This is a genomic window from Allofranklinella schreckenbergeri (assembly GCF_003703475.1).
Classification (GTDB): domain Bacteria; phylum Pseudomonadota; class Gammaproteobacteria; order Burkholderiales; family Burkholderiaceae_C; genus Lampropedia; species Lampropedia schreckenbergeri.
In genome coordinates this window covers 157,457-182,881 of record NZ_RDQM01000002.1, presented here as the reverse complement: position 1 = coordinate 182,881, position 25,425 = coordinate 157,457, and the positions used below count along the sequence as shown (strand labels likewise).

The following is a 25,425-nucleotide window of genomic DNA, read 5'->3' as shown; positions in this document are numbered from 1 at the left end:
CTTGAAGGCGGATTTTTTTTATGGGTAGCCGAAATCAGATTTTGGCCATATTGATGTACTGGCTATACGGGAAATCCGAAGCGCGACTCCACAAGATTTGATCGCGCTGAAAGGCGCGCAAATCCTGGTAAATCTTTTTGAATTCCTCGTTTTTCGCTTCATGCTCGGCAAAGACTTCCATCGCCGCTTTGAAGCCTGCATCCATGATTTCCTTGGAAAAGATTTTGAGCTGCGTTTTATCGGCAATCAATTTCTTCAGGGCAATCGGATTATTCGCTGAGTAATAGGAGGTCATATCCGCAGCAGCCGTGCGCATGGCCGTTTGCAGCATCAGTTGGTACTCGGGCGAAAGGGCTTTGTATTTTTTCAGGTTGATGAAAAACTCCAGCTCCGCACTCGCTTCCCACCAGCCTGGATAGTAGTAATAGGGAGCTACGCGGTTGAACCCCAATTTTTCATCATCAATGGGGCCGACGAATTCCACCGCATCCAGCGTGCCTTTTTCCAGTGCGGTGTAAATATCACCAGCGGGGATATTTTGCGCCACCACGCCCAGTTTGGCCATGGTTTCACCAAACAGGCCGCCGCCCAGGCGCATTTTCAGGCCTTTGAAGTCTTCGGGCGATTTGATTTCCTTGCGGTACCAGCCACCCATTTGGGTGCCCGTATTGCCAGATGACGCGCTGAAAAAGTTGTATTTTTCAAAGAAAGCGTCAAGATATTTTCGGCCATTGCCGTGGTCTTTCCAGGCATTCATTTGCAGGGTTGTCAAACCAAATGGAATGGCGCAACTGAAGGCAAAAACGGCATCCTTGCCGGTGAAGTAATACCCTGCCGTCTGTGCCATGTCGATGGTGTCGTTTTGCAAGGCGTCCACCACGCCAAAAGCAGGCATCAGTTCACCGGCAGGATGCACGGAGATTTCAAATTTGCCACCGGACATGCCTTTGACCAGCGCGGCCATTTTTTCCGCCACACCAAATAAACTGGGCAGAGATTTGGGGAAGCTTGACGCCAAGCGCCAACGCACTGCCGGCTGGGCATGAACGGCGGGAGCTACGCCTGCGGCGAGAACGCCTGCAACGCCTGCCGTTTTGAGAATTGAGCGACGGTCCATAAGATGTCTCCAGTCAAAGGTTGCCAAAAGAAGTTGCCAAAAGGCATGCGCCGTGGGATGCGCTTTCAAAAGTTTATGCCATTTTTCAATAAGATTTGCACTGTAAATCGATGGGCTACCTTATTTTTTCCAGAATGGGTTGCTTGTGCATCACACATTTTCGGATTTTTAGCGCATGAAAATGGCGGCCAGTGCCGCCATTTCTTATCCAGCGTTTTTCAGGAAATCTCGGTAAATTTTGATTCGATCTCCTTCACACCTAGGGTGGTTTAAAACTTCATCGAATTGATGTACTGGTTGTACGGGAATTCGGAAACGCGGTTCCAGAGGATTTGGTCTTTCTGGAAGGCGCGGAAGTCCTGGTGGATTTTCTTGAATTCCGCGCTCTTGCTTTCATGCTCGGCGAAGACTTCCATCGCGGCTTTGAAGCCCGCATCCATGATGCTCTTGGGGAACATTTTGAGCTGGGTTTTTTCGGCCACCAGTTTTTTCAAGGCGACGGGGTTGAACGTCATGTAAGCCGAGGTGGTTTCGGCAGCGGCGACGCGCATGGCGGCCATTAAAATGGCCTTGTTTTCGGATGAAAGTTCGTTGAACTTCTTGATATTGGTGAAGAACTCAATATCGGCGCTGGCTTCCCACCAACCGGGGTAGTAGTAGAAGGGGGCAACTTTGTTCAAGCCAAGCTTTTCGTCGTCGAACGGGCCGACGAATTCCACCGCATCCAGCGTGCCTTTTTCCAGCGCGGTGTAAATGTCACCAGCGGGGATGTTTTGCGCCACCACGCCCAGTTTGGCCATGGTTTCACCAAACAGGCCACCGCCCAGGCGCATTTTCAGGCCTTTGAAGTCTTCGGGCGATTTGATTTCTTTGCGGTACCAGCCGCCCATTTGGGTGGTGGTGTTGCCTGCGCTGGCGGTGAAGAAGTTGTATTTTTCAAAGAAGGCGTTGAGCAGCTTGCGGCCGTTGCCGTGGTCTTTCCAGGCATTCATCTGCAAGGTTGTCAAACCAAAGGGTACGGCGCAGCTAAAGGCGAAGATGGAATCCTTGCCCGTGAAGTAATAGGCCGCGCTTTGCGCCATGTCGATGGTGTCGTTCTGCAAGGCATCCACCACGCCGAAAGCGGGCATCAGCTCGCCAGCGGGGTGCACGGAGATTTCAAATTTGCCGCCAGACATGGCCTTGACTTGTTGGGCCAGGATTTCCGCACTGCCAAACAGCGTTGGCAAGGATTTCGGAAAGCTCGATGCCAGGCGCCAACGCACGGCGGGTTGAGCATGAACGGCGGGGGCTACGCCTGCTGCCAAAACGCCAGCGACGCCAGCGCCTTTAAGAATGGAACGACGGTCCATGGATGGGTTCTCCAAAAAAAGTTAATGCCCCGCCCTCGTAGGGCGGCACAAGCGGACGATTCTAGTAAGGGATTGGGCTTGCGGGGAGAAAGGAAAACCCTGTATGCCTGCTTTGAGCAAAATTTTTTCAAAAAGATATATCTATTCATCAAAGGAAAAATCATTCTATACATAACATGCCCAAATATGGCAATTTCTTTTCCTTTGATTTGAAAAATTGTCAATCTGGCGCTTTCAGCAACTGCATCAGCGCCTGCCAGGCGGCTTGTTGCGCTGGGTCTTGCACTACGGCAGGGGCGGTGGGCGAGGCGGCTTCATCCAGCAGGCGCGCCAGCACTGCGGGGTGCGGAAGGATGGCACCCATGAATAGCAGCGGCCCCCCTGCCCTTCCTAGCGCAATGCTGGGGAAGGTTTCAATATCCACATCGCCCAAGGCCTGGGCCACCAGCTCATCCTCCACATCCAGCCAGGCGCTGGAGAAGGGCTGCGCGTGCGCCACGGTGTGCGTGCGCACGAGGTGTTCAAATTGCGGCTCAAATTCGCGGCAAACGCCGCACCATTGGGCGCACAGGCCGACCAGATACAAGCGATCCGACGGCGGGGCTGGCGCCTTTTCAGGCGGCTGGGGCGGTGGGGCGGGCACGGTTGGGGGCATGGGTGCGCCTTGGGGGGATCTCATTCAGGCCGCGCGGGCACGAGAATGTCGCGCTGGCCATTGCTGCTCAGCGCCCCCACCAGGCCGGCCTGCTCCATGTCCTCCAGCAGGCGGGCCGCACGGTTGTAGCCGATGCGCAGTTTGCGTTGCACGTGGGAGATACTGGATTTGCGGTCTTTGAGCACGATGTCCACGGCCTGGTCGTACAGGGGGTCTTTCTCGCCGCCTCCAGAGCCTGCGGGTGTGCCTTCAAAGTCCACGGCCCAATCGCTGGCGGCTTCGCTGCTGACGCCTTCGAGCACGCCGTCGATGTAGTCTGCTTCACCCATGCTTTGCTTGATGAATTCGACCACGCGGTGCACTTCGTCGTCGCTGACGAAAGCGCCGTGCACGCGCACGGGCAAGCCGGTGCCGCCTTTCATGTAGAGCATGTCGCCCATGCCCAGCAGGGCTTCGGCGCCCATCTGGTCGAGGATGGTGCGGCTGTCGATCTTGCTGCTGACCTGAAAGGCAATGCGCGTGGGCACGTTGGCCTTGATCAGGCCGGTGATGACGTCCACGCTGGGGCGCTGCGTGGCCAGGATGAGGTGGATGCCAGCGGCGCGCGCTTTTTGCGCCAGGCGGGCGATGAGTTCTTCGATCTTCTTGCCCACCACCATCATCAAATCGGCCAGCTCGTCGATGATGATGACGATGTGCGGCAGGGGTTCGAGCGGCTCGGGGTCTTCGGGCGTGAGGCTGAAGGGGTTGCCCATGATCTCGCCCGCTTCCTGCGCGGCCTTGATCTTGGCGTTATAGCCCGCCAGGTTGCGCACGCCCAGCTTGCTCATGAGCTTGTAGCGCCGCTCCATCTCGGCCACGCACCAGTTCAGGCCGTGCGCGGCCTGCTTCATGTCGGTCACCACCGGGCACAGCAGGTGCGGGATGCCTTCATAGACGCTCATCTCCAGCATCTTGGGGTCGATCATCAGCAGGCGCACTTCGCTGGGCTCGGCCTTGAACAGCAGCGAGAGAATCATGGCGTTGATACCCACGGATTTGCCTGAGCCGGTGGTGCCGGCCACCAGGCAGTGCGGCATCTTGGCCAGATCGGCCACGACGGGCTTGCCGATGATGTCCTTGCCCAGGCCCAGCGCGAGCTTGGATTTCTCGTCCTGATAGATCTCGGAGGAGAGGATTTCCTTGAGCTGGATGGACTGGCGGCGCGCATTGGGCAGCTCCAGCGCCATGTAGTTCTTGCCGGGGATGGTCTCGATCACGCGGATGGACATCAGCGAAAGCGAGCGCGCCAAGTCCTTGGAGAGGTTGACGATTTGCGCGCCCTTGACGCCCGTGGCCGGCTCGATCTCGTAGCGCGTGACCACCGGGCCGGGCTGGGCATCGACCACACGCACTTCCACGCCGAAGTCCTTGAGTTTTTTCTCAATCAGGCGGCTGGTCATCTCCAGCGTTTCGGGGGTGACGGTTTCCTGCTTCAGCGCCACGGGGTCAAGCAGCTCAACCGTGGGCAGCAGGCCGCTTCTGGCATCGTCGAACAAATGCTTCTGGCGTTTGACTGGGGTGGCAATCAAAGCGGTTTCATTAGCGGCTGTGGGGCTGGGATCGTCCCACAACGGCTCCAGGCGCTCCTCAGGCGTGGTGCTGGCATACGTCTTGCCCGGCGCTGGTTCTTCATCCCACGGCAAAACCTGGTTGGCGGTGTGGGCAGGCATCGGCGCGGCGGCCCCCGGCCCATCGGCTTGCGCTGCCTCTTCACGTTGCGGCGGCGTTGGCGTCAGCAGTTCCGGCTCAATGTCACGCAGGGGGGGCAGCTTGTCCTCGGGCATTGGCTGAGGCGGCTGCGCCTCTTTCTCCAGCACTTCGCGGGAGAGCACCACATCACGGGCGCTGTGCGCTTCGCGTTCGCGTTGCGCGCGCCGACCGGCACGGGCATCGCGCAGATGCTCATAGCCAAGCCGCGCACGATCCAGCCACTTTTCCACCCAGGCGCCCGTGCGCTCAGCCACCCTGCCCCAGGAAAAGCCCAGCACCCAGGAAAGCGCCAGCAGCGCCAGCACCGTGGCGGCCACGGTTGACCCCGTATAGCCCAGCCAATGCACCGCCAGCGGCCCAATCCAAAAACCCAGCGCGCCGCCGGAATGGTCAGGCAAGCTGTCTTCCAGCCGATACAAGCGCGTCCACTCCAGCACGGCACAGGCGCACAGCAACAAAGCCACCCACAGCAGCCATAGCAAACGCCGCGCCCACAGGCGCAACATCAGCAAGCGATCGTCCGTGCGCGGCGCTGTCTTGCCGCGCAGCCAGGCCTGGAACGTCCACCACCACAGCAGCGCCAACGCCGCCACCAGCACCCAAACGGTGTAGCCAAACAGGAAATAGCTGATATCGGCCCAGTACGCGCCCACATGACCCAGCCAGTTCTCCGTCTGCTGGCGGGCAGGCTGCCCTGAAGACGACCAGGCTGGATCCAGCGGGGAGTAACTTGCCAGCGATGCCACCCACGCCACGCCCAACACCAGCGCCATGAACAAAAGCGCATCTTGCCCCAGGCGGCTGATGAAGCCCTGGGTCATATCCTGCGCCGAAGAATTGAACGTATTGGTAGAACGAGATCGCGATCGCATCAGTCTCCTGGCGTCAAAAATTGCACAATGGCATCCAATTCCCACCTTTTTTCCGCAATCAAACCTCTATCGCGGTGAAAAGCACACATCACATGCCGCCAATTGATGACGCCAGCCCCCTCAAAGCCCCACAGGCCATCCTGAAGATGGCCTGTGGAGGTGAAATAAAAAAGAAAACTGCCTACAGCAGTAGCAGCACGGGACACGGGGTTGAGTCAAAGCCGTCACCCTTGCTCCCCACGCGCCTGCCTACAATGCCATACGCAGCCGCTGAGCACCACTGCTCTTGCGCCAGATTATCGCAAACCCTAGTCCCTGCGGCTTTTTCTTATCGGCTTTTTCCACGGGAGAAAACATGAGCACTTCCAACACATTACACGCCAAAGTTCTGATTCTGGGTTCAGGCCCTGCGGGCTACACCGCTGCGGTTTATGCTGCGCGCGCCAACTTGCAACCCGTGCTGATCACGGGTATGGCCCAAGGCGGCCAATTGACCACCACGACCGAAGTGGACAACTGGCCAGCCGATTTTGCGGGCGTGCAAGGCCCTGAGCTGATGGAGCGTTTTCTCAAGCATGCCCAGCGCTTCAACACCCACATCGTCTTCGACCACATCCAGCAAGTAGACCTCTCGCAGCGCCCCTTCACCCTCAAAGGCGATAGCGGAACCTACACGGCAGACACCCTCATCATCGCCACCGGCGCTTCTGCAAAATACCTGGGCCTGCCATCGGAGGCCGCCTTCATGGGGCGTGGCATTTCTGCTTGCGCCACTTGCGATGGCTTTTTCTATCGCGACCAGGACGTCGCCGTCGTCGGCGGCGGCAACACGGCCGTGGAAGAAGCCCTTTACCTCTCGGGCATTGCGCGCAAAGTCACCCTCATCCACCGCCGCGACAAATTCCGCGCCGAACCCATCATGATCGACAAGCTGATGGAAAAAGTGCAGCAAGGCAAGATCGAACTCAAGCTGTTGCATGTGCTCGATGAAGTGCTGGGCAACGACAGCGGCGTCACGGGCGTGCGCATCAAGCACGTTGAAAGCGGCGCAACAGAAGACGTCGCCGTGCATGGCGCGTTTATCGCCATTGGCCACTCCCCAAATACGGAAATTTTCCAAGGCCAATTGGCCATGGAAAATGGCTATATCGTCACCCAGGGTGGCCATGCCGGTTTTGCCACCCAAACCAGCGTGCCCGGCGTATTTGCCGCAGGCGATGTGCAAGACCATGTTTATCGCCAAGCCATTACCAGCGCGGGCACAGGCTGCATGGCCGCATTGGATGCGCAGCGATTTCTTGAGCAGTCTTGCGAAACATAAAAAAACTCCCAGGAAACCAGAGTTTACATAGCAGCAGCATCTGCCCCCTAGAATTGCAAAAAGGTCAGGCAATCACCTATAAAAGATTGCCTTTTATCAACCAAAGGAATCGAAATATGAAAATGAAACACCTCATCGCTGGCGCGCTGGCTTGCGCATCCCTTTCTGCCATGGCGGCCGATCATTCTGTCAGTTATTCCTGCGATCAAGGGCGCCATGTGACTGTGCGCTATAAGTTCAACAAAATGGGGATTCCTGTCAGCGCGGAAACCAGCATTCTGGGTAGCAAACAAGTTTTGCAATACGACTTGCAAAATTCCGATGATGTGGACACCATTTTCAAAAACAAAACAGGGTATCGTCTTGCCTCCAACGAGCTGAACTCCAAAAATTACCGCAACTCGCAAATCATCATTACCGCGCCCAATGATGAAATCCTGTTCAAAAACTGTCAGGTTTCCTCCAAAGCCAGCGCGCAAAAATCGACAGCCGCAGCTTCGGCCTCCAACACGGTTGCATATGCCTGCCAGCAAGGCCGTTTGAGCATCGATTACAAATTCAATAAAGTCGGCATTCCTGTCAGCGCTACGACCCAACTGCAAGGCAAGCGTCGCACCCTTCAGTACGATTTGAACGATTCCGATGATGTCGATACTTTTTTCAAAGGCCAAGGCTATCGCATCAGCACAGAGGCCATGACGCGCGACAACTTCCGCTCGCTGGCCGTCATGGTGACTGGGCCTAACGACAAAATCCTCTACAAATCCTGCATGCCTGCAAAATAAGAAAGCTCAGGCATATCGACCCAAGCTTTTTCTACTCTCAATCCCTCTCCAGCCGCACCAAGCCAGTGCGGCTTTTTCATGCCAAAATTATATTTCAAAGGAAAATAAATCGAGTTTTTCGGCATAATGGATGGAAAGTCGTTTTTTCTTTGATTTGCAATCTATCAAATACCAGGCAGCCACCGCCTGCCCAGGCGATTCAAAGGCGTTTCCACCCATTTGAAGTAAGCCCACGAGGCCAAGACCGCCAGCAATAAATAGCTCAATAACGCCAGTTTGCCGCCGCTCCACCATAACAAACCCGGGATACGTGGGAACAGCAAGCCATACAAAATCACCAGCAAGGGAATATGCAGCAAATACAAGGCGTAAGACGCATCGCCCAAGCGATGCAATAAAGCCCCAAACACCCCACGCCCAGATGGAGCCAAAGCCGCAACGGCAACTAAACCCACCGAGGCCGTGCCAAAAAACAGCACTCTCTCTGGATAATAGAGAAACGCCGCCATGCCAACGCCTTGCAGCCCGCCATATTTTTGATAATAGACGCTGGCTGCAATTGCCATCACCGTCGCAAGCAGCCACCAATGCACAGGTTGGCGCGGATAACGGTGGAGAAACTCACTGAGCAAAAATCCAGCGAAGAACTCCAGAATCAGCGGTGAAGTCAAAAAAACCTGGAAGATGAAAGACAGGCTTTGATACCGCTCAGGCAGATAAAACCCATGCGCAAAGCCCCACATGACATACATCGCCAGCGCCAGAAAGAGCGCTGTCAATATCGCCCAGGCCCATTTTCTCGAAATGAGCAGCACCAAGCCAATCAGCAAATAGAAATACAGCTCATAACTCAAAGTCCAGGATACATTGAGCAAATAATATTCCTGCGGCCACAGCAAAAATGAGCCGAGCCTGCTGATTTCAGGCCCCTGGAAAATTCCCAGCCAGATGCTCAATCCCAAGGTCAGGAAAAAAGCAGGCCAATAACTCGAATAAATGCGCCAGAAACGGCGCATCACAAAACTGCCTGCCGCTTGAGGGCCAGGGGATATGTTTCTGGTCGTCTGGGCCATGATAAAGCCGCTGATGACGAAGAAAATATCCACCCCGGCAAAGCCGTACAGCGATATTTCCGTAATAAAGGCCGGGATTTTTGCGTAATGGGCCGGGTGGATATTGGGCGGCAGCGTATGGTGCAATACGACCAGAAACGCGGCGAAAAAGCGCAGGATTTGTATATTCTGAATAATCATGAATAGCCTATCTGGGAATGCCCTGCGCGCATCCTAACGCCCATTTTGTGACAGCCATTTTTCACCGCATCCGGCCCAAGCCCCCCCTGCCCTGCGCCTGGCGGGGCCTTGCAGCGCTTACAGCGTGCAGGAGACGCAGCCTTCGACCTCCGTGCCCTCCAGCGCCATCTGGCGCAGGCGGATGTAGTAGATGGTCTTGATGCCCTTGCGCCAGGCGTAGATCTGCGCCTTGTTCACATCGCGCGTGGTGGCGGTGTCGCGGAAGAACAGCGTCAGCGACAGGCCCTGGTCCACGTGGCGCGTGGCGGCAGCGTAGGTGTCGATGATTTTCTCCGGGCCGATTTCGTAGGCATCCTGGTAGTACTGCAGGTTGTCCTGCGCCAGGTAGGGCGCGGGGTAGTAGACGCGGCCGACCTTGCCCTCCTTGCGGATTTCGATCTTGGCGACGATGGGGTGGATGCTGCTGGTGGAGTTGTTGATGTAGGAGATCGAGCCGGTGGGCGGGATGGCCTGCAGGTTCTGGTTGTAGATGCCGTGCTGCTGGATGCTGGCCTTGAGGGCTTTCCAGTCCTCCTGCGTGGGGATGGCGATGCCGGCCTGCTCGAACAGTTGGCGCACGCGGGCGGTCTTGGGCTCCCACTTCTGGAAGATGTATTTGTCGAAGTACTCGCCGCTGGCGTATTTGGAGTCCTTGAAGCCCTTGAAGGTCTTGCCGGTCTCGATGGCCAGCTGGTTGGAGGCGCGCAGCGCGTGGTAGGTGATGGTGTAGAAGTAGATGTCGGTGAAGTCGATGCCTTCTTCGCTGCCGTAGAAGATTTTTTCGCGCGCCAGGTAGCCGTGCAGGTTCATCTGCCCCAGGCCGATGGCGTGCGAGTCGTCATTGCCCTTGGCAATAGAGGGCACGCAGCGGATGTCGCTCATGTCGGAGACGGCCGTCAGCGCGCGGATGGCCATCTCCACCGTCTTGGCGAAATCGGGCGAATCCATGGTCTTGGCGATGTTCAGGCTGCCCAGGTTGCAGGAGATGTCCTTGCCGATGCTCTCGTAGCCCAGGTCGTCCACGTAGTGCGAAGGCTCGTTGACCTGCAGGATCTCCGAGCACAGGTTGCTCATGTTGACGCGCCCCTTGATGGGGTTGGCGCGGTTGACCGTGTCCTCGAACATGATGTAGGGGTAGCCCGATTCGAACTGGATCTCGGCCAGGGTCTGGAAGAACTCGCGCGCGTTGATCTTCTTTTTGCGGATGCGCGGGTCGTCCACCATCTCGCGGTATTTCTCGGTGATGGAAATGTCGGCCATGGGCTGGCCATAGACGCGCTCGATGTCGTAGGGCGAGAACAAATACATGTCCTCATTGTTCTTGGCCAGCTCGAAGGTGATGTCGGGGATGACCACGCCCAGCGACAAGGTCTTGATGCGGATTTTCTCGTCGGCGTTCTCGCGCTTGGTATCCAGAAAGCGCAGGATGTCCGGGTGGTGGGCGTTGAGGTACACCGCCCCCGCGCCCTGGCGCGCGCCCAGCTGGTTGGCGTAGGAAAAGGCGTCTTCCAGCAGCTTCATGATCGGGATCACGCCCGAGGACTGGTTCTCGATGTGCTTGATGGGCGCGCCCGCCTCACGGATGTTGCTCAGGCAAAAAGCCACGCCGCCGCCGCGCTTGGACAGTTGCAGCGCCGAGTTGATGGAGCGACCGATGGACTCCATGTTGTCCTCGATGCGCAGCAAAAAGCACGAGACCAGCTCGCCGCGCTGGCGCTTGCCGCAGTTGAGGAAGGTCGGCGTGGCCGGCTGAAAGCGCCCGCTGATGATCTCGTGCATCAGCTCCATGGCCATGGCCTCGTCGCCGCGCGCCAGCGTCAGCGCCACCATGCACACGCGGTCTTCGTAGCGCTCCAGATAGCGCTTGCCGTCAAAGGTTTTCAGCGTGTAGCTGGTGTAGTACTTGAAGGCGCCCAGGAAGGTCGGGAAGCGGAATTTGTGCGCATAGGCCGCATCCCAGAGCTTTTGCAGAAAGGCAAAGTCGTACTGCGCCAGCACCTGGCCCTCGTAATAGCCTTTCTCCACCAGGTAATCGAGCTTTTCCTTCAGGTTGTGGAAAAACACCGTGTTCTGGTTCACGTGCTGCAAGAAATACTGCCGCGCGGCCAGCCGGTCCTTGTCGAGCTGGATTTCCCCCCTCGGCCCGAACAGGTTGAGCATGGCGTTGAGCGCGTGGTAGTCCAGCGCCTGATCTTGCGACGAGACGCCTGCTCCCACAGGCTTGACTTCAGGCTTGAGAGGTTCGGGACGAAGGGCGATAGTCATGACAGCATTCGGAAAAAAACAGAAAAATCAAAAAAAGAGAAACGCCGCAGCAATGGCTCAAGCAGTCTGTGCGGCGCTTGCCTGCAAGAACGCCTGCACCCCAGCGCGCACGCGCTCCACATCGTCACTGGTGCCCAATAGCTCAAACTTGTAAAGCAGCGGCACCTGGCACTTTTGCGCGATCACCCGGCCAGCGATGCCATAGGCCTGGCCAAAATTGGTATTGCCAGCGGTGATGACCCCGCGCAACAAAGCCCGGTTGGCGGCCTGGTTCAGAAAGTGGATCACGGGCTTGGGCACAGCGCCTTCGAGCTTGCCGCCCCCATACGAAGGGACGATGAGCACATAGGGCGCGTCCACCTTGAATTGGGCGGCGGCGCTGTTGCTCAAGGGGATGCGCTGCGCCGGCAGGCCCAGCTTGGCCACAAACCGATGGGTGTTTTCGGAAACGGTCGAGAAATAAACAATCATGGCGCGGCGACACGCCAGAGCCCCACCCCCACCTGGCACGCCGGTGGCGCGGGCAGGGCTTTTCGCGTCGGTCTTTTCGCTCAGTTTTCGCTCAGGCCGTGGCTTTCAAGCCCCCGATCAAGTCAGGGCGAAAGCCGCTCCAATGCTCCGCGCCCGCCATCACCACGGGCGCCTGGGTGTAGCCCAGGGATTTGACCATTTCCATGGCCGCCGCATCCTGCGTCAGATCGACCACTTCATAGGCAATGCCTTGGCGCTCCAACGCCCGATAAGTCGCATTGCATTGAACACAAGAAGGCGTGCTGTAGACCGTGACCTGCATGAATTACTCCTTGGCGATGGAACAAAAAGCAGCCAGGCGTTGCCTGGCTCACGGTCGTGATGCTACTACATTTAGTGCCCCCAATCCCCATCAACCACTACATTTAGTGTTTTGACCTCATGAGGGCAATCAGCTTTTTTCCCTCAACCATGCGCCTTGAGAGCCGAAAATGCCTCGCAGCCCTTGCCGTTGCTGCACCGGAAACTGCAAACCCTTGCCCAGCAAGGGCGCAGCCGGTGCATGCCGATGCAAACAGCCAAATCCCCGGCCAACGCCAGCGCGCCCGCCAGGCGCTACGCGCTGCTGGGCCGGGGGCATCGCCCCGTAGAATCGCCCGCCATGCTTCAGTACCACACCATCCCCGTTACGCCCTTTCAGCAAAACTGCTCCATCGTCTGGTGCGATCAAACGATGGAGGCCGCCATCATCGATCCCGGCGGCGATCTGCCGCGCATCCTGCACGCAGTGGAGCAATTGGGCGTTGTGCCCAAGGCGATTTGGCTCACCCACGCCCACATCGACCACGCAGGCGCTGCGGGCGAGCTGGCCCAGCTCAAGGGTTTGCCCATCATCGGCCCGCATCCGCAAGACCAATTCCTCATCGACGGCCTGCCCCAGCAAGCCGCGGCCTATGGCTTTCCCCCGGCGCAAACGTTCACGCCCACGCGCTGGCTGGACGAGGGCGACACCGTGCAGTTGGGCCAGCTCACGCTGCATGTGCGACACACGCCGGGGCACACGCCGGGGCATGTAGTGTTCCACTCCCCCGAGGCGCGGCTTGCGTTTGTGGGCGATGTCTTGTTCGCTGGCAGCATTGGCCGCACGGACTTTCCGCGCGGCGACCACCAGCAGTTGCTCGACAGCATCGTCCTCAAACTCTGGCCGCTGGGCGACGCAACGGAGTTCGTGCCCGGCCACGGCCCCAACAGCACGTTCGCTCGCGAGCGGGCCAGCAACCCTTTTGTGGGCGGCACCTGAGTCCGGCCCCGGCGGGGCGCGCAAGCCAAGCCCAGCCAACGCGATGGCGGCTGGCTTCGGCTCTGCAAAACCGCCCCAAAAATACAAATCAAAAAGAAATAAAATCACCCTATTTCGGCATGATGGGTATATAGCATATTTTCCTTGATTGGAAATCCCTCATGAATCGCGCTCCAAAGCCAGGGCTTGCGCGCAAACCCCTGGCTTTGGAGCGCCCTCTCACCCCCCCGCTCGCTTGCCTTGCACGCTGCGCACAGGCCAGAGACCCACCGCCATGACCTCCCCTTCCAGCCCTTGCGCCACGGCCCGCTGGCTGCCAGCGCTTCGCATCTATCTGGAGCCGCGCTGCGTGCGCATGCTGTTTCTGGGCTTTGCCGCTGGCCTTCCCCTGCTGCTGGTGCTGGGCACGCTGAGCTTTCGCTTGCGCGAGGCGGGCATTGACCGCAGCACCATCGGCCATCTCTCCTGGGTGGCGCTGGCCTATGGCTTCAAATGGGCCTGGGCGCCGGTGGTCGATCACGTGCCCATCCCCATGCTCACGCGCTGGCTGGGGCGGCGGCGCAGTTGGCTGCTGCTGGCGCAGGCGGCCATCGTCGTGGGCTTGCTGGGCATGGCCTGGGCCGATCCGCGCCAGCAGCTCGCCGCCCTGGTGGGCTTTGCCCTGCTGGCGGCCTTCGGCTCGGCCACGCAGGACATCGCGCTGGATGCCTACCGCATCGAAACCGGCGATGCCTCGCGCCAGACGGCGATGGCGGCCATGTACCAGGGCGGCTACCGCATCGCCATGATTTGGGCTGGCGCGGGCGCGCTGTGGCTGGCCGCGCGCGGCGAAAGCGCCGCCGTGCAGGGCTACCAGCAGTCGGCCTGGGCCTGGGCCTATAGCGTGATGGCGGCCAGCATGCTGGTGGGCGCGGCCACAGTGCTGCTCTCGCCCGAGCCAGCGCGCCCCGCAGCCGCAACCGCTGCGCTGCGCGACTTCAAGCAATGGCTGTATGAAACCCTGATCGCCCCCTTTGCCGATTTCGTGCGCCGCTACCGCCGCCAGGCGCTGCTGATCCTGGCCTTGATCGCCGTCTATCGCATCAGCGACATCGTGATGGGCGTGATGGCCAACCCGTTTTATGTGGACATGGGCTACACCAAGGACGAAATCGCCCTGGTCACCAAGGTCTATGGCGTGCTGATGACGCTGGCAGGGGCCTTCATCGGCGGCGTGGTGGCCATGCGCATCGGCCTGCTGCGCATTCTGTTGCTGGGCGCGGTGCTCTCGGCGGGCACCAACGTGCTGTTCGCCTGGCTCTCCACCCTGCCGCCCGATGCGGGATGCAGCCGCAGCCTGGCCGAACTCTCGCCCTGGCTGGCCAGCCTGGGGCCGCGCTTTCTGGGGCTGGTGCTGGTGGTCTCGGCCGACAACCTGGCCGGCGGGCTGGCCTCCTCGGCCTTTATCGCCTACCTCTCCAGCCTGACCAACATCCAGTATTCGGCCACGCAATACGCGCTGTTCAGCTCCATGATGCTGCTGCTGCCCAAATGGCTGGGCGGCTTTTCCGGCCAGGTGGTGGAGGCGCTGGGCTACACGCAGTTTTTCAGCCTCACGGCCTGCCTGGGCCTGCCCGTGCTGCTGCTGATTGCCCTGATGGCGCGGCAAATGCCGCCCGCACCAGCGCTGGAAGAAGCCCAAAATACCAATCAATAGGAAAAAATTTCTGCCTATTTCGGCATATCCCTATTGAAATAAAATTTCTTTTTGATTGAAACGAAACTGACAACGGGCCACCCTACCGCCAGCGCCGTTTAGCCCTTCAACCAAGGCCGGGGGCCGCCCATGACGTGCACGTGCAAATGGTGCACCTCCTGGCCGCCCTCCTCGCCCGTGTTCACGACGATGCGAAAGCCGCCTGCCGGGTAGGGGTTGCAGCCTTGCTCCAGCGCCAGTTGCGGGGCTTTGCTCATGATGTGGCCCAGCAAGGCCGCATCCCCCTGGCCTACCTGCGCCATTGAGGCGATATGGCGCTTGGGCACAATCAGAAAATGCACGGGGGCCCAGGGGTTGATGTCGTGAAAGGCGTAGATTTGCTCGTCCTCGTACACCTTTTTGGAGGGGATTTGGCCCTCGACGATTTTGCAGAAGATGCAGTTGGGGTCGTGCTCGGTGTGGTTCATGGCGAAAGTTCCTGCGCAAAAAATTCCGGTTCAAGGCAGTTCAAGGAAGGCGCTCAAGCGCACTTGATGCCCACATGCAGCGCGGCAATGCCGGCGGTGAGGTTGTGGTAGTCCACATGGCCGAAACCGGCCTCGTGCATCATGGCCTTGAGGCTGTCCTGATTGGGGTGCATGCGGATGGATTCGGCCAGGTAGCGGTAGCTGTCGGCATCGCCCGCCACGATCTGGCCCAGCTTGGGCAGGATGTTGAAGGAATACCAGTCGTAAGCCTTGCGCAGCGGCGGCGCGACTTCGGAGAACTCCAGCACCAGCAGCCGCCCGCCGGGCTTGAGCACGCGTTGCATCTCGCGCAGGGCGCGGTCTTTATGGGTCATGTTGCGCAGGCCAAAGGCCACGCTGACCAGATCGAACTGGCCATCGGCAAAGGGCAGATGCTCGGCATCGCACACGGTCGTGGGCAACACCCGCCCGGCGTTGAGCATGCGCTCGCGGCCCGTGCGCAGCATGGCTTCGTTGATGTCGGTATGCACCACCGTGCCCGTGGGGCCGACTTTTTTCGCAAACGCGCCCGCCAGATCGCCCGTGCCGCCGGCGATATCCAGCACCTGCTGGCCGGGGCGCAAATTGGCCACCAGCACGGCATAGGCCTTCCAGGCGCGGTGCAGGCCCGCAGACATCAAATCGTTCATGACGTCGTATTTGGAGGCAACGGAATCGAAAACGCGGCGCACTTCCTTGGCCTTGTCTTCTTCATTGACGGTTTTGAAGCCGAAGTGGGTGGTACTCATGGGGTGGCATTCGTGTGCGCTGGCCCGGGCGGGCCAGCCAGGGGGGAAAAAAGAAAAACGCGACGGCGGCGCCCAGGTCGTGTCCAGGCAGCGCCGCCATGTTGTGTCTTGTGTTTACTGCACCAGCAGACCGCTGGCGACTTCATCGCGCACGGCCTGGCCTGCCAGTTGCTCAACCAGCGAGAGGGCGAAGGCAATGGTCAAGCCCGGGCCACGGCCGGTGGTGATCCGCCCATCGACCACCACCGCGCTTTCGGTTTGCAGTTGCGCGCCTTTGAGGTATTGCTCGAAGCCGGGGTAACACGTGGCTTTTTTGCCTTCCAGCAGCCCCAGGCCGCCCAGCACCATGGGCGAGGCGCAGATGGCAGCGACTTTGCCGCCTTTTTGCGCAAAAGCCAGCAGTTGCTGCTTGAAGTCTTCGTGTTCGTTGAATTTGGTGGTGCCGCCGGGCACCACCAGCATGTCGGCAGCGCTGAGATCGGCCTGCTCCAGCAGGCAGTCGGCCTCGACCGTCACCTGATGCGCGCCAGTGACTTGTTTTTGGCCGGTGAGCGAAACCGATTGCACGTTGAGCTTGGCACGCCGCAACACGTCGATCGTGGCCAGGGCTTCGATTTCTTCAAAGCCGGTGGTGAGAAAAACAAACACGTTTGCCATGGCAGTCTCCTTTGGTGGTGAGGATACAGGGGGATTGCATAAATTCCATATCAAAATTCATCTTTCTTAAAAAATTTTGAATACAGAATTGCCGAAATCGGTTTCTTGCTTTTCCTTTGATTGGTAAAAACATCAAGCCTTGCCCGCACGGCGCGAGCGCACGGCCTGGGCCAGTTGCTCAAGCACGGGCACGGTCTGCGCCATGCTGATGCAGGCATCGGTGACGGAAACGCCCCGGCGCAGCGGCTGGCCGGGGGTGATGTCCTGGCGGCCTTCTTCCAGATGGCTTTCGATCATCACGCCGGTGATCCGCGCATCGCCCGCTGCCACTTGCCCGGCCACATCGGCGGCCACATCGATTTGCCGCAGATGCTGCTTGCTGCTGTTGGCGTGCGAGACGTCGATCATCACCTGCTCACGCAGCCCCGAGGCGCGCAGCAAGGCGCAGGCAGCCTCCACATCGGCGGCGCTGTAGTTGGGCTGCTTGCCCCCGCGCAGGATGACGTGGCAGGCCTGGTTGCCGCGCGTTTCGAAAATGGCCGATTGGCCCATCTTCGTCATGCCGATGAAGGCATGGGGCGAGCTGGCCGCCACGATGGCATCGGCGGCGACTTTCACGCCGCCATCCGTGCCGTTCTTGAAACCGACTGGGCAGGACAGGCCGCTGGCGAGCTGGCGGTGGCTCTGGCTTTCCGTCGTGCGCGCGCCAATGGCGCCCCAACTGACCAGATCGCTGATGAATTGCGGGCTGAGCAGGTCGAGAAACTCCGTGCCCACCGGCAGGCCCAGCGCCAGCACATCCAGCAGCAAGGCGCGGGCCATCTCCAGCCCTTCGTTGATGGCAAAGCTGCCGTCCATGTGCGGGTCGTTGATATAGCCCTTCCAGCCCACGGTGGTGCGCGGCTTTTCAAAGTACACGCGCATGACGATGAGCAAATCGTCTTGCAGCGCCTCGGCCTGGGCCTTGAGGGCGCGGGCGTATTCCAGGCCCTGCTCGTGGTCGTGGATGGAGCATGGCCCCACCACCACGATCAAGCGGTCGTCGCGGCCATCGAGCACGCGGCACAGCGCATCGCGGCTGCGCTCCACCAAGGCGCGGGCCGATTCCGGCGCAGGCAGCCATTCTTGCAATAGCGCGGGCGTAATCAGCGGGCGCACGGCCTGGATGCGCGTGTCGTCAATGCGCAGCGTGTCTTCCGGGTCGATGGGCGTGGCGGGGCGGGCTTTCAATTCGGGCATGGCGATGCCAATCCTTTCCTCATCATGCTTGGCCGCAGGGCAGGCCAAAGCGGGGATTGTCGCCCTTTTTACCCCCTCATCGTTTGACCGCGCCTGCTCCCGAAGCCTGCACCACCAGCGCAATCCCCCATGCCACCGGCACGATGCCCAACAGATCCCAGGCCGACAGCGGCTCACCCAGCACCGCCCACCCCATCAGCAGCCCCAACGCGGGCGTGAGGAAAAACCACGCGCTGGCCGCACTGGCGCTGTAGCGGCGCAGCAAGGTGAACCACATGACGTAGCCCGCCAGCGACACCCCCCCCAGCAGCCAAGCAAAAGCGCCCCACAACGTGGGCGTCAAGCGCACATCGGCCACGCTTTCCACGCTCAAGGCCACGGGGCTGAGCAGCACGCCCGCCAGCAGCATTTGCAGCCCGGCATGGGCCACCACCCCCAGGCGCAGCGGCAGGCGCTTGTACAACACCGTCCCCGCCGAAAGCGAGGCCAGGGCCACCAGCACCAGCAACACCCCTTGCCAGGTATCGGCACCGCCTTGCAGCCGGTGGCGCACGATGAAAGCCACCCCGGCAAAGCCCAGCGCCAAGCCAACCAGCTTGCGCTTGCCCAGCGGCTCGCCCAGCCACAGCGCCGCCAGCACCGCCACCACAATGGGGCTGGCGCTGATGAGAATGGTCGCCAGGCCGGAGGAAAGCTGGCGCATGCCCGTCCAGCTCACGCCCAAATACACGGCATGGTTCAACAGCGCCAGCAGGGCCAACGCCAGCCAATCGCGCCCAGTGGGCAGGCCCGAGCGGCGAAACTCCCCGCGCCCGATGGCCCAGGCCGTCAGCAGCAGGCCAGCGCATAAAAAACGCACACTCAAAAACAGCAAGGGCGGGCTGTCAACAAACACGAACTTGGCCGCAGGGAAGGCGCTGGCCCACACCAGCGTAAAAGGCAAAGCCAGCCACAGCGCGCCGCCAGCCGCTGCGGGCCTGGCAGCGCAGGCAGTAGAGCAAAAACGATTCGGTTTCATGCGCCAGCAGTCTAGGCAGGCGCAAAGCATTTGAAAAACGAATATTTCTTATACTTTGGATTCGATTTTTTAATTCAATTGACAACAAACCGTGAGCGATTTCGACATCTCCTTGCTGCGCAGCTTTGTCCAGGTGATCGACAGCGGCAGCTTCGCCCGCGCAGGCGAGCGCGTGCACCGCACGCAATCCTCCATCAGCCAGCACATCAAAAAGCTGGAGGAGCACGCCGGGCGGCAGTTGCTGCTGCGCAATGCGCGCATGACGCGGCCCACCGCCGATGGCGAGCGCATGCTGGCCTACGCGCGTCGCATCCTGGCCCTGCACGACGAGGCCCGCAACCTCTTTGCCGAAGATTTGCCCGAACTAGTGCGCATCGGCCTGCCCGAAGACTACGCCGTGCAAGCGCTGCCCCATTTGCTGGCCGAAGTTGCCCGCCATCATCCACATGCCCGGCTGGAGGTGCGCTCCATGCTCTCGCTGGAACTGCGCGCGGCCTTTGAAGCGGGCGAGCTGGATATCGCCCTGTACCGCCGCGTCGCCACCGCGCCCGAAGCAAACGCCGCCAGCGACGACGACGCCTGCCCCACCTGGCCCGATCCACTGCACTGGGTCGCCGCGCACACCTCCCAAGCCGAACACCCACCCGAACGCCAAGCCGTGCTGCCACTGGTGCTGTTCCCCCACGGCTGCGTGTACCGCGCCTATGCCTTGGCGCAATTGCAGGCGCAAGGCCGCCGCTGGCGCGAGGTCTATACCAGCCCCAACATGGCCGGCGTGCTGGCTGCCGTGCAGGCCGGCCTGGGGGTGACCCTGCAATCGCGCCATGTGATTGCCACCGGCGGCGCGGTCCGCGCGCTCGACGGCAGCAGCGGATTGCCGCCCGTTCCGCATGCCCATTTTGTGCTGCGCAGCACGCCCGGCCCCAGCGGCGGCGCACACCAAGCCGTGCTGGCCCGCCTGCGCGCGCAATTGACGCAAACGACGCAAGCTCTCAAAGTGCAGCGCGCTATGCAAGTATTGACATAATCAAGCCGTACACACCATGAAACCTCTTGTATTCCTTGGTTCCAGTCAAAAAGACTTGCGCGAAATGCCTGCTGCTGTGCGTGCCGCACTGGGTTTGGAGTTGATGAATGTGCAGTTGGGTGGTGATCCGGGCGACTTCAAACCCATGCCTGCCGTGGGGGCGGGGGCCTACGAAATACGCTATCGGGATGCAACCGGGGCGTTCCGGGTGATTTATGTGGCCAAGTTTGCCGATGCGGTTTATGTGCTGCACGCCTTCCAGAAAAAGACGCAGAAAACCGCCCAATACGATCTCGACCTTGCCGCCAAGCGTTACAAAATGATAGGAGTTTGAACCATGCAACCATCGCCCGACGCCCGCTGGGAAGATACCAGCCGCACGCAAGGTAGCGGCAACGTGTTCCTCGACTTGGGTTTTGACCCTGCTGAAGCAGAAGTCATGCGCCTGCGCGCAGAGGTGATGCTTCTGACCGCACGGCGCCTCAAGGAACAGGGCTGGACGCAGGCCGAAGCAGCGCGCCATTTGGGCATCACACAACCCAGGGTTTCGCGCCTGCTCAAGGGACAAGTGGAGGACTTCAGCCTGGACATGCTGGTGACGCTGGCCGCGCGCGCCGGATTGCGTACCCAGTTGCGGCTTAGCTGATCAAGATCCCAGTCGAGCCAGCGCCTGCACTACCGCCTGCGGCGTCGGGCGCGCCTGCGCCACCTGCGCAAAGCCCAGCGCCTGCGCGGTGGCTGCAATGCGCTCGTGCGTGGCAATGGCGCGGTGCGCGCGCCAATCCTCGCTGGGCAGTAGCTGGGGCAAATAACGCACGCCTTCGGAACTGCTCAACAGCCACACCTGCCGCCGCGCTGCGGCTTGGCGCGCCTGCTCGCACTGCACCGCGCTCCAGACTGGGCAAGCACGCCAATAGGCGGCCAGAAACGCCACGCCCACGCCCTGCTCACGCAGCCGCTGCGCCAGCCAGTCGCGGCCCTGGCCGGGCGATTCGGCGCTGCTCGCCAAGCCATCCCCGCTGGCAGGCGGACGCCCGGCCATGCCGCGCACGATCAAAACCTGGCCTCTCAGGCCGCCCTGCCCCGGCATCGCCGCCGCGCACTGCGGGCCAACCACGTCCCACAGCGATTCGGAATCGAACTGCGCCGCATCGGCGCGCGGCTGGTCGATTTCCTGCGCCGTAAAACCCAACGCCAGCAGGGCCTGCGCCGTGCCCGGCCCCGGCGCCCACAGCCGCGGCAGGGCCGCCCCACTGTGCCTGCCCGCCTGCCAGGCCGCCAGCGCCTGGGCGTGCCAAAACCCCGCCACCGCATTGGGGCTGACGTGCATGATGGCCCGCCAGCGCTCCTGCCCATGCAGCGCCTGTAAAGCCTGCGCATGGGCGGCAGCAAACGCAGCGTCGTCGCGCAGGCCGATTTCCAGCAGGGGCAAGGCCACGCTGCCCACGCCCAAAGCCGCCAGAGCTTGCGCCCAGGCGGGGTTTTGCGCCTGCGGGCGCGTCAAGATCAAGGAGGGGGGAAATGTTGCGGCAGACACAGGGCAAAACGCCTGGGCGGCCGACTGGCCAGAAGGGCCCGAAAGATAAGGGATAAGGAGAGAAAAGAAAGGGTGACGAGCCTGACCCCGGCACTGGCTGCACAGTTAGGGCTGCTTGGTTCCCCACCTGACCCGGTTGGCTGTTTGACCATGCGGGAAGGCCCGTCGGGGCGCGATTGTAGTGCAGGTTCTGCCCCCGCACGGGCAGCCTTGGCGGCCTGGCCGCGCCACTACAATCGCCGCCCATGCTTACCCCCCCTCTTGCCGCATCCGCCCCCGCCGCCAGTGGCTATTCGGAAAGCTCCATCCGCGTTCTCAAAGGGCTGGAGCCTGTCAAGCAGCGCCCGGGCATGTACACGCGCACGGACAACCCGCTGCACATCATCCAGGAAGTGCTGGATAACGCCGCCGATGAAGCCTTGGCCGGGCATGGCAAAAAAATCCGCTTCACGCTGCATGCCGACGACTCCGTCAGCGTGGAAGACGAAGGCCGCGGCATCCCCTTCGGCCTGCACCCGGAAGAAAACGCGCCGGTGGTGGAGCTGGTCTTTACCCGTCTGCACGCGGGCGGCAAGTTCGATAAAGACGCGGGCGGCGCCTACAGCTTTGCAGGCGGCTTGCACGGCGTGGGCGTGTCGGTCACCAATGCGCTCTGCACCCGGCTGGAGGTGACGATTTACCGCGACGGCCAGGTGGCGCGGCTGGTTTTCGGCCACGGCGGCGAGGTGATCGAGCCGCTGCACGTGCGCCCGGCCCAGGCCGGCGAGCGCAAGCACGGCACCACCGTGCGCGCCTGGCCCGATGCGCGCTACTTTGAATCCCCCGCCCTGCCCCAGGCCGAGCTGGTGCACCTGCTGCGCAGCAAGGCGGTGCTGATGCCCGGCGTGGCCGTGACGCTGCGCAACGAAAAAACCGGCCAGCAGCAAAGCTGGCAATACAAGGGCGGGCTGGCCGATTACCTCAGCCAGGCGCTGCCCGCCGATGCCCTCATCCCCTTGTTTGAAGGCCAAGGCTACGCCGACCGTCACAGCGACAGCTTTGCCGAAGGCGAAGGCGCCGCTTGGTGCGTGGCCTTTACCGAAGAAGGCCAGCCGCTGCGCGAGAGCTACGTCAACCTCATCCCCACCACGGCCGGCGGCACGCACGACAGCGGCCTGCGCGACGGGCTGTTCCAGGCCGTCAAAGGCTTTATCGAGCTGCACGCGTTGTTGCCCAAGGGCGTCAAGCTCATGCCTGAGGACGTGTTCGCGCGCGCCAGCTACGTGCTCTCGGCCAAGATTCTCGACCCGCAATTTCAGGGCCAGATCAAGGAAAAGCTCAACTCCCGCGATGCCGTGCGGCTGGTCTCCAGCTTCGTCAAGCCCGCCCTGGAGCTGTGGCTGAACCAGCACGTGGACTACGGCCGCAAGATTGCCGAGCTGGCCATCCGCGCCGCACAAACGCGCCAAAGGGCCGGGCAAAAAGTGGAAAAGCGCAAAGGCTCGGGCGTGGCCGTGCTGCCGGGCAAGCTCACCGATTGCGAAAGCCGCGACCTGGCCTACAACGAAGTCTTTCTGGTCGAGGGCGACTCGGCCGGCGGCAGCGCCAAAATGGGCCGCGACAAGGAAACCCAGGCCGTGCTGCCGCTGCGCGGCAAAGTGCTCAACACCTGGGAGGTCGAGCGCGAGCGCCTGTTTGCCAACACCGAGGTGCACGACATCGCCGTGGCCATCGGCGTCGATCCGCATGGGCCGGGCGATGAGGTCGATCTCTCCGGCCTGCGCTACGGCAAGATCTGCATCCTGAGCGATGCCGACGTGGACGGCGCGCACATCCAGGTGCTGCTGCTGACGCTGTTCTTCCGCCACTTCCCCAAGCTGATCGAAGCCGGGCACATCTTCGTGGCCCAGCCGCCGCTCTACAGCATCGCCGTGCCCGCGCGGGGCAAAAAGCCCGCCGCCAAGCTCTACGTTTTAAGTGAGCAGGAACTGCAACGCGCGCTGGACAAGCTGCGCAAGGACGGCGTGAAAGAAGGCGCCTGGAGCATTGGCCGCTTCAAGGGCCTGGGCGAAATGAATGCCGAGCAACTGTGGGAAACCACCCTCAACCCCGACACCCGCCGCCTGCTGCCCGTGCAACTTGGGGCTTTCGACTTCGCCCAGACCGAGGGCTTTTTCACCCAGCTCATGGGCAAAGGCGAAGCCAGCGCCCGCCGCGAGCTGATGGAGCTGCACGGCGATGCGGTGGAGGTTGATGTGTAACAACCTGCCGCGAAAGCGCGGTTGTGAAAGCCACGCCAGCCCCACTCACGCCATTCACATCAAAGTAAAAATCACTTTATACCTATCATGCCTAAATAGGTGAATTTTATTTCCCATTGATATGCAAAAAATTCACCTTCAACCCGATTCCTCCCCCTCAAAAATCGCCATCAACCGCCACAAAGGAACCCCAGCCATGCAATTCATCCGCTTCAGCGACCTGTGCGAACAAGGCCAAGTCCAGGGCAAGCGCGTATTCATCCGCGCCGACCTCAACGTCCCGCTCGATGCGCAAGGCCACATCACCGAAGACACCCGCATTCGCGCCTCCGTGCCCGCCATCGACATGGCCCTCAAGGCAGGCGCTGCCGTCATGCTCACCAGCCACCTGGGCCGCCCCAAGGAAGGCGCGCTTGAGCCGCAAGACTCGCTCGCCCCCGTCGCCCGCCGCCTGGGCGAGCTGCTGGGCCGCGACGTGCCGCTGCGCACCAACTGGGTCGATGGCGTGCAGGTCGAGCCCGGCCAGGTCGTGCTGCTGGAAAACTGCCGTGGCAACGTCGGCGAGAAGAAAAACGATCCCGCCCTGGCCCGCAAAATGGCCGCGCTGTGCGACATCTTCGTGCACGACGCCTTCGGCACCGCCCACCGCGCCGAAGCCTCCACCTACGGCATCGCCGAATTCGCCCCCATCGCCGCCGCCGGCCCGCTGCTGGCCGCCGAAATCGACGCCCTGGGCAAAGCCCTGCGCCAGCCCAAGCGCCCGCTGGTGGCCATCGTGGGCGGCTCTAAAGTCTCCACCAAGCTCACCATCTTGCGCAGCCTGGCGGAAAAGGTCGATGCCCTGGTCGTGGGCGGCGGCATTGCCAACACCTTCTTGCTCGCCGCGGGCCTGCCCATCGGCAAAAGCCTGGCCGAGCCCGATCTGGTGCCCGAAGCCCAAGCCATCATGGAGCTGATGCGCCAGCGCGGCTCCAGCGTGCCCATCCCGCAAGACGTGGTGACGGCCAAGACCTTCGCCGCCGATGCCCCCGCCCAGGTAAAAGCCGCCCAGGACGTGGCCGAGGACGACCTCATCCTCGACATCGGCCCCCAGGCCGCCGCCGAGCTGGCCCGGCAAATGCGCCAGGCCGGCACCATCGTCTGGAACGGCCCCGTGGGCGTATTCGAATTCGACGCCTTTGAAGGCGGCACCCGCACGCTGGCCCAAGCCATCGCCGAGTCGGACGCCTTCAGCATCGCCGGCGGCGGCGACACGCTGGCCGCCATCGCCAAATACGCGCTGGAGCCACAGATTGGCTACATCTCTACCGGCGGCGGCGCCTTTCTGGAAGTGCTCGAAGGCAAGCAACTGCCCGCCTTTGAAATCCTCGAACGCCGCGCCAAGGCGGCCTGAGTCAAAAAAATCTTGCCCCCAACGTCGCTTTCCCGCCAATCAATGCCAATCAATTGCAAATAATGCGGTAAATCCGCATGCAGAACGTGAGATTGCACGCGTGTTGTTTTCCAATATGACATTGCGTGTCTAAACGTTACTTTGCAAAACAAGCCTAGGCCACCGGCCTGTCGTTACCTTA

The 25,425-nt window shown here is 61.0% G+C and carries 24 protein-coding genes and 1 other RNA gene; 9 read left to right on the top strand and 16 right to left on the bottom strand.

Annotated features, from left to right (window positions below; genetic code table 11):
- Positions 1 to 34: 34 nt before the first annotated feature.
- The 5 genes from EBQ26_RS02355 to EBQ26_RS12560 form a co-directional block, all read right to left on the bottom strand.
- Entirely contained in the window at positions 35 to 1,117 is a 1,083-nt protein-coding gene (locus EBQ26_RS02355; RefSeq protein WP_122237417.1) for a TRAP transporter substrate-binding protein, read from the bottom strand.
- 269 nt (positions 1,118 to 1,386) lie between these two features.
- Complete coding sequence (locus EBQ26_RS02350; protein ID WP_122237416.1) at positions 1,387 to 2,469, bottom strand: TRAP transporter substrate-binding protein; 1,083 nt, start codon at positions 2,467 to 2,469, stop codon at positions 1,387 to 1,389.
- Between the two features lie 220 nt (positions 2,470 to 2,689).
- Positions 2,690 to 3,124 carry a thioredoxin domain-containing protein gene (locus tag EBQ26_RS02345; RefSeq protein WP_122237415.1) on the bottom strand — a complete coding sequence of 145 codons (435 nt, stop codon included), beginning with the start codon at positions 3,122 to 3,124 and terminating at the stop codon, positions 2,690 to 2,692.
- Positions 3,125 to 3,144: 20 nt separating this feature from the next.
- The gene (locus EBQ26_RS02340) at positions 3,145 to 5,697 is read right to left on the bottom strand and encodes a DNA translocase FtsK (protein WP_122237414.1); all 2,553 of its coding nucleotides are present in this window, start codon (positions 5,695 to 5,697) and stop codon (positions 3,145 to 3,147) included.
- Positions 5,698 to 5,747: 50 nt separating this feature from the next.
- A complete protein-coding gene (locus tag EBQ26_RS12560; protein ID WP_124780532.1) occupies positions 5,748 to 5,954 on the bottom strand; it encodes a hypothetical protein in 207 nt (68 codons plus the stop codon).
- Positions 5,955 to 6,103: 149 nt separating this feature from the next.
- Between EBQ26_RS12560 and trxB the strand changes: the two genes are divergently transcribed.
- Positions 6,104 to 7,069 (top strand): thioredoxin-disulfide reductase, encoded by a 966-nt coding sequence (gene trxB, locus EBQ26_RS02335; RefSeq protein WP_122237413.1) that lies wholly within the window; start codon positions 6,104 to 6,106, stop codon positions 7,067 to 7,069.
- 122 nt (positions 7,070 to 7,191) lie between these two features.
- Complete coding sequence (locus tag EBQ26_RS02330; protein WP_147473985.1) at positions 7,192 to 7,854, top strand: ACP-like domain-containing protein; 663 nt, start codon at positions 7,192 to 7,194, stop codon at positions 7,852 to 7,854.
- A 164-nt stretch (positions 7,855 to 8,018) separates the two neighbouring features.
- Here the strand turns inward: EBQ26_RS02330 and EBQ26_RS02325 are convergent, their stop codons facing one another.
- From EBQ26_RS02325 to nrdH, 4 genes are all read right to left on the bottom strand, one after another.
- Positions 8,019 to 9,107 carry an acyltransferase family protein gene (locus EBQ26_RS02325; protein WP_122237411.1) on the bottom strand — a complete coding sequence of 363 codons (1,089 nt, stop codon included), beginning with the start codon at positions 9,105 to 9,107 and terminating at the stop codon, positions 8,019 to 8,021.
- Between the two features lie 117 nt (positions 9,108 to 9,224).
- Positions 9,225 to 11,411: a class 1b ribonucleoside-diphosphate reductase subunit alpha gene (nrdE, locus tag EBQ26_RS02320; protein ID WP_122237410.1), complete on the bottom strand. Its 2,187-nt coding sequence runs from the start codon at positions 11,409 to 11,411 to the stop codon at positions 9,225 to 9,227.
- Positions 11,412 to 11,468: 57 nt separating this feature from the next.
- Positions 11,469 to 11,882: a class Ib ribonucleoside-diphosphate reductase assembly flavoprotein NrdI gene (gene nrdI, locus EBQ26_RS02315; protein ID WP_122237409.1), complete on the bottom strand. Its 414-nt coding sequence runs from the start codon at positions 11,880 to 11,882 to the stop codon at positions 11,469 to 11,471.
- Between the two features lie 91 nt (positions 11,883 to 11,973).
- On the bottom strand, positions 11,974 to 12,204 hold the full coding sequence (nrdH, locus tag EBQ26_RS02310; RefSeq protein ID WP_122237408.1) for a glutaredoxin-like protein NrdH: 231 nt from the start codon (positions 12,202 to 12,204) through the stop codon (positions 11,974 to 11,976).
- 339 nt (positions 12,205 to 12,543) lie between these two features.
- On the opposite strand from nrdH, the gene EBQ26_RS02305 reads away from it, so the two are divergent.
- Positions 12,544 to 13,182, top strand: a complete 639-nt coding sequence (locus tag EBQ26_RS02305; RefSeq protein WP_122237497.1) for an MBL fold metallo-hydrolase — start codon at positions 12,544 to 12,546, stop codon at positions 13,180 to 13,182.
- Between the two features lie 274 nt (positions 13,183 to 13,456).
- Positions 13,457 to 14,878: an AmpG family muropeptide MFS transporter gene (locus EBQ26_RS02300; protein ID WP_122237407.1), complete on the top strand. Its 1,422-nt coding sequence runs from the start codon at positions 13,457 to 13,459 to the stop codon at positions 14,876 to 14,878.
- A 98-nt stretch (positions 14,879 to 14,976) separates the two neighbouring features.
- Here EBQ26_RS02300 and EBQ26_RS02295 read toward each other — a convergent pair whose 3' ends face one another.
- The 5 genes from EBQ26_RS02295 to EBQ26_RS02275 form a co-directional block, all read right to left on the bottom strand.
- Positions 14,977 to 15,345: a histidine triad nucleotide-binding protein gene (locus tag EBQ26_RS02295; RefSeq protein WP_122237406.1), complete on the bottom strand. Its 369-nt coding sequence runs from the start codon at positions 15,343 to 15,345 to the stop codon at positions 14,977 to 14,979.
- Positions 15,346 to 15,398: 53 nt separating this feature from the next.
- Positions 15,399 to 16,133, bottom strand: coding sequence for a bifunctional demethylmenaquinone methyltransferase/2-methoxy-6-polyprenyl-1,4-benzoquinol methylase UbiE (gene ubiE / locus EBQ26_RS02290; protein WP_122237405.1), 735 nt, complete (start codon positions 16,131 to 16,133; stop codon positions 15,399 to 15,401).
- A gap of 114 nt (positions 16,134 to 16,247) precedes the next feature.
- The gene (locus EBQ26_RS02285) at positions 16,248 to 16,790 is read right to left on the bottom strand and encodes a DJ-1 family glyoxalase III (RefSeq protein ID WP_122237404.1); all 543 of its coding nucleotides are present in this window, start codon (positions 16,788 to 16,790) and stop codon (positions 16,248 to 16,250) included.
- A 132-nt stretch (positions 16,791 to 16,922) separates the two neighbouring features.
- Entirely contained in the window at positions 16,923 to 18,029 is a 1,107-nt protein-coding gene (locus tag EBQ26_RS02280) for a 3-deoxy-7-phosphoheptulonate synthase (RefSeq protein WP_122237496.1), read from the bottom strand.
- 76 nt (positions 18,030 to 18,105) lie between these two features.
- Positions 18,106 to 19,047: a DMT family transporter gene (locus EBQ26_RS02275; RefSeq protein WP_238944087.1), complete on the bottom strand. Its 942-nt coding sequence runs from the start codon at positions 19,045 to 19,047 to the stop codon at positions 18,106 to 18,108.
- 91 nt (positions 19,048 to 19,138) lie between these two features.
- On the opposite strand from EBQ26_RS02275, the gene EBQ26_RS02270 reads away from it, so the two are divergent.
- Genes EBQ26_RS02270 through EBQ26_RS02260 form a run of 3 tightly spaced genes read left to right on the top strand, consistent with a single transcriptional unit; the run spans position 19,139 to position 20,720 of the window.
- Complete coding sequence (locus EBQ26_RS02270) at positions 19,139 to 20,074, top strand: LysR substrate-binding domain-containing protein (RefSeq protein WP_122237402.1); 936 nt, start codon at positions 19,139 to 19,141, stop codon at positions 20,072 to 20,074.
- Between the two features lie 16 nt (positions 20,075 to 20,090).
- Complete coding sequence (locus tag EBQ26_RS02265; RefSeq protein ID WP_122237401.1) at positions 20,091 to 20,408, top strand: type II toxin-antitoxin system RelE/ParE family toxin; 318 nt, start codon at positions 20,091 to 20,093, stop codon at positions 20,406 to 20,408.
- A 3-nt stretch (positions 20,409 to 20,411) separates the two neighbouring features.
- Entirely contained in the window at positions 20,412 to 20,720 is a 309-nt protein-coding gene (locus EBQ26_RS02260) for a helix-turn-helix domain-containing protein (RefSeq protein ID WP_122237400.1), read from the top strand.
- Here EBQ26_RS02260 and EBQ26_RS02255 read toward each other — a convergent pair whose 3' ends face one another.
- The gene (locus tag EBQ26_RS02255; protein WP_122237399.1) at positions 20,721 to 21,584 is read right to left on the bottom strand and encodes a uroporphyrinogen-III synthase; all 864 of its coding nucleotides are present in this window, start codon (positions 21,582 to 21,584) and stop codon (positions 20,721 to 20,723) included.
- 98 nt (positions 21,585 to 21,682) lie between these two features.
- Positions 21,683 to 21,778: signal recognition particle sRNA small type (gene ffs / locus EBQ26_RS02250), an RNA gene on the bottom strand.
- A gap of 78 nt (positions 21,779 to 21,856) precedes the next feature.
- On the opposite strand from ffs, the gene EBQ26_RS02245 reads away from it, so the two are divergent.
- On the top strand, positions 21,857 to 23,851 hold the full coding sequence (locus EBQ26_RS02245) for a DNA topoisomerase IV subunit B (RefSeq protein ID WP_122237398.1): 1,995 nt from the start codon (positions 21,857 to 21,859) through the stop codon (positions 23,849 to 23,851).
- A 196-nt stretch (positions 23,852 to 24,047) separates the two neighbouring features.
- A complete protein-coding gene (locus EBQ26_RS02240) occupies positions 24,048 to 25,244 on the top strand; it encodes a phosphoglycerate kinase (protein WP_122237495.1) in 1,197 nt (398 codons plus the stop codon).
- Positions 25,245 to 25,425: the final 181 nt, after the last annotated feature.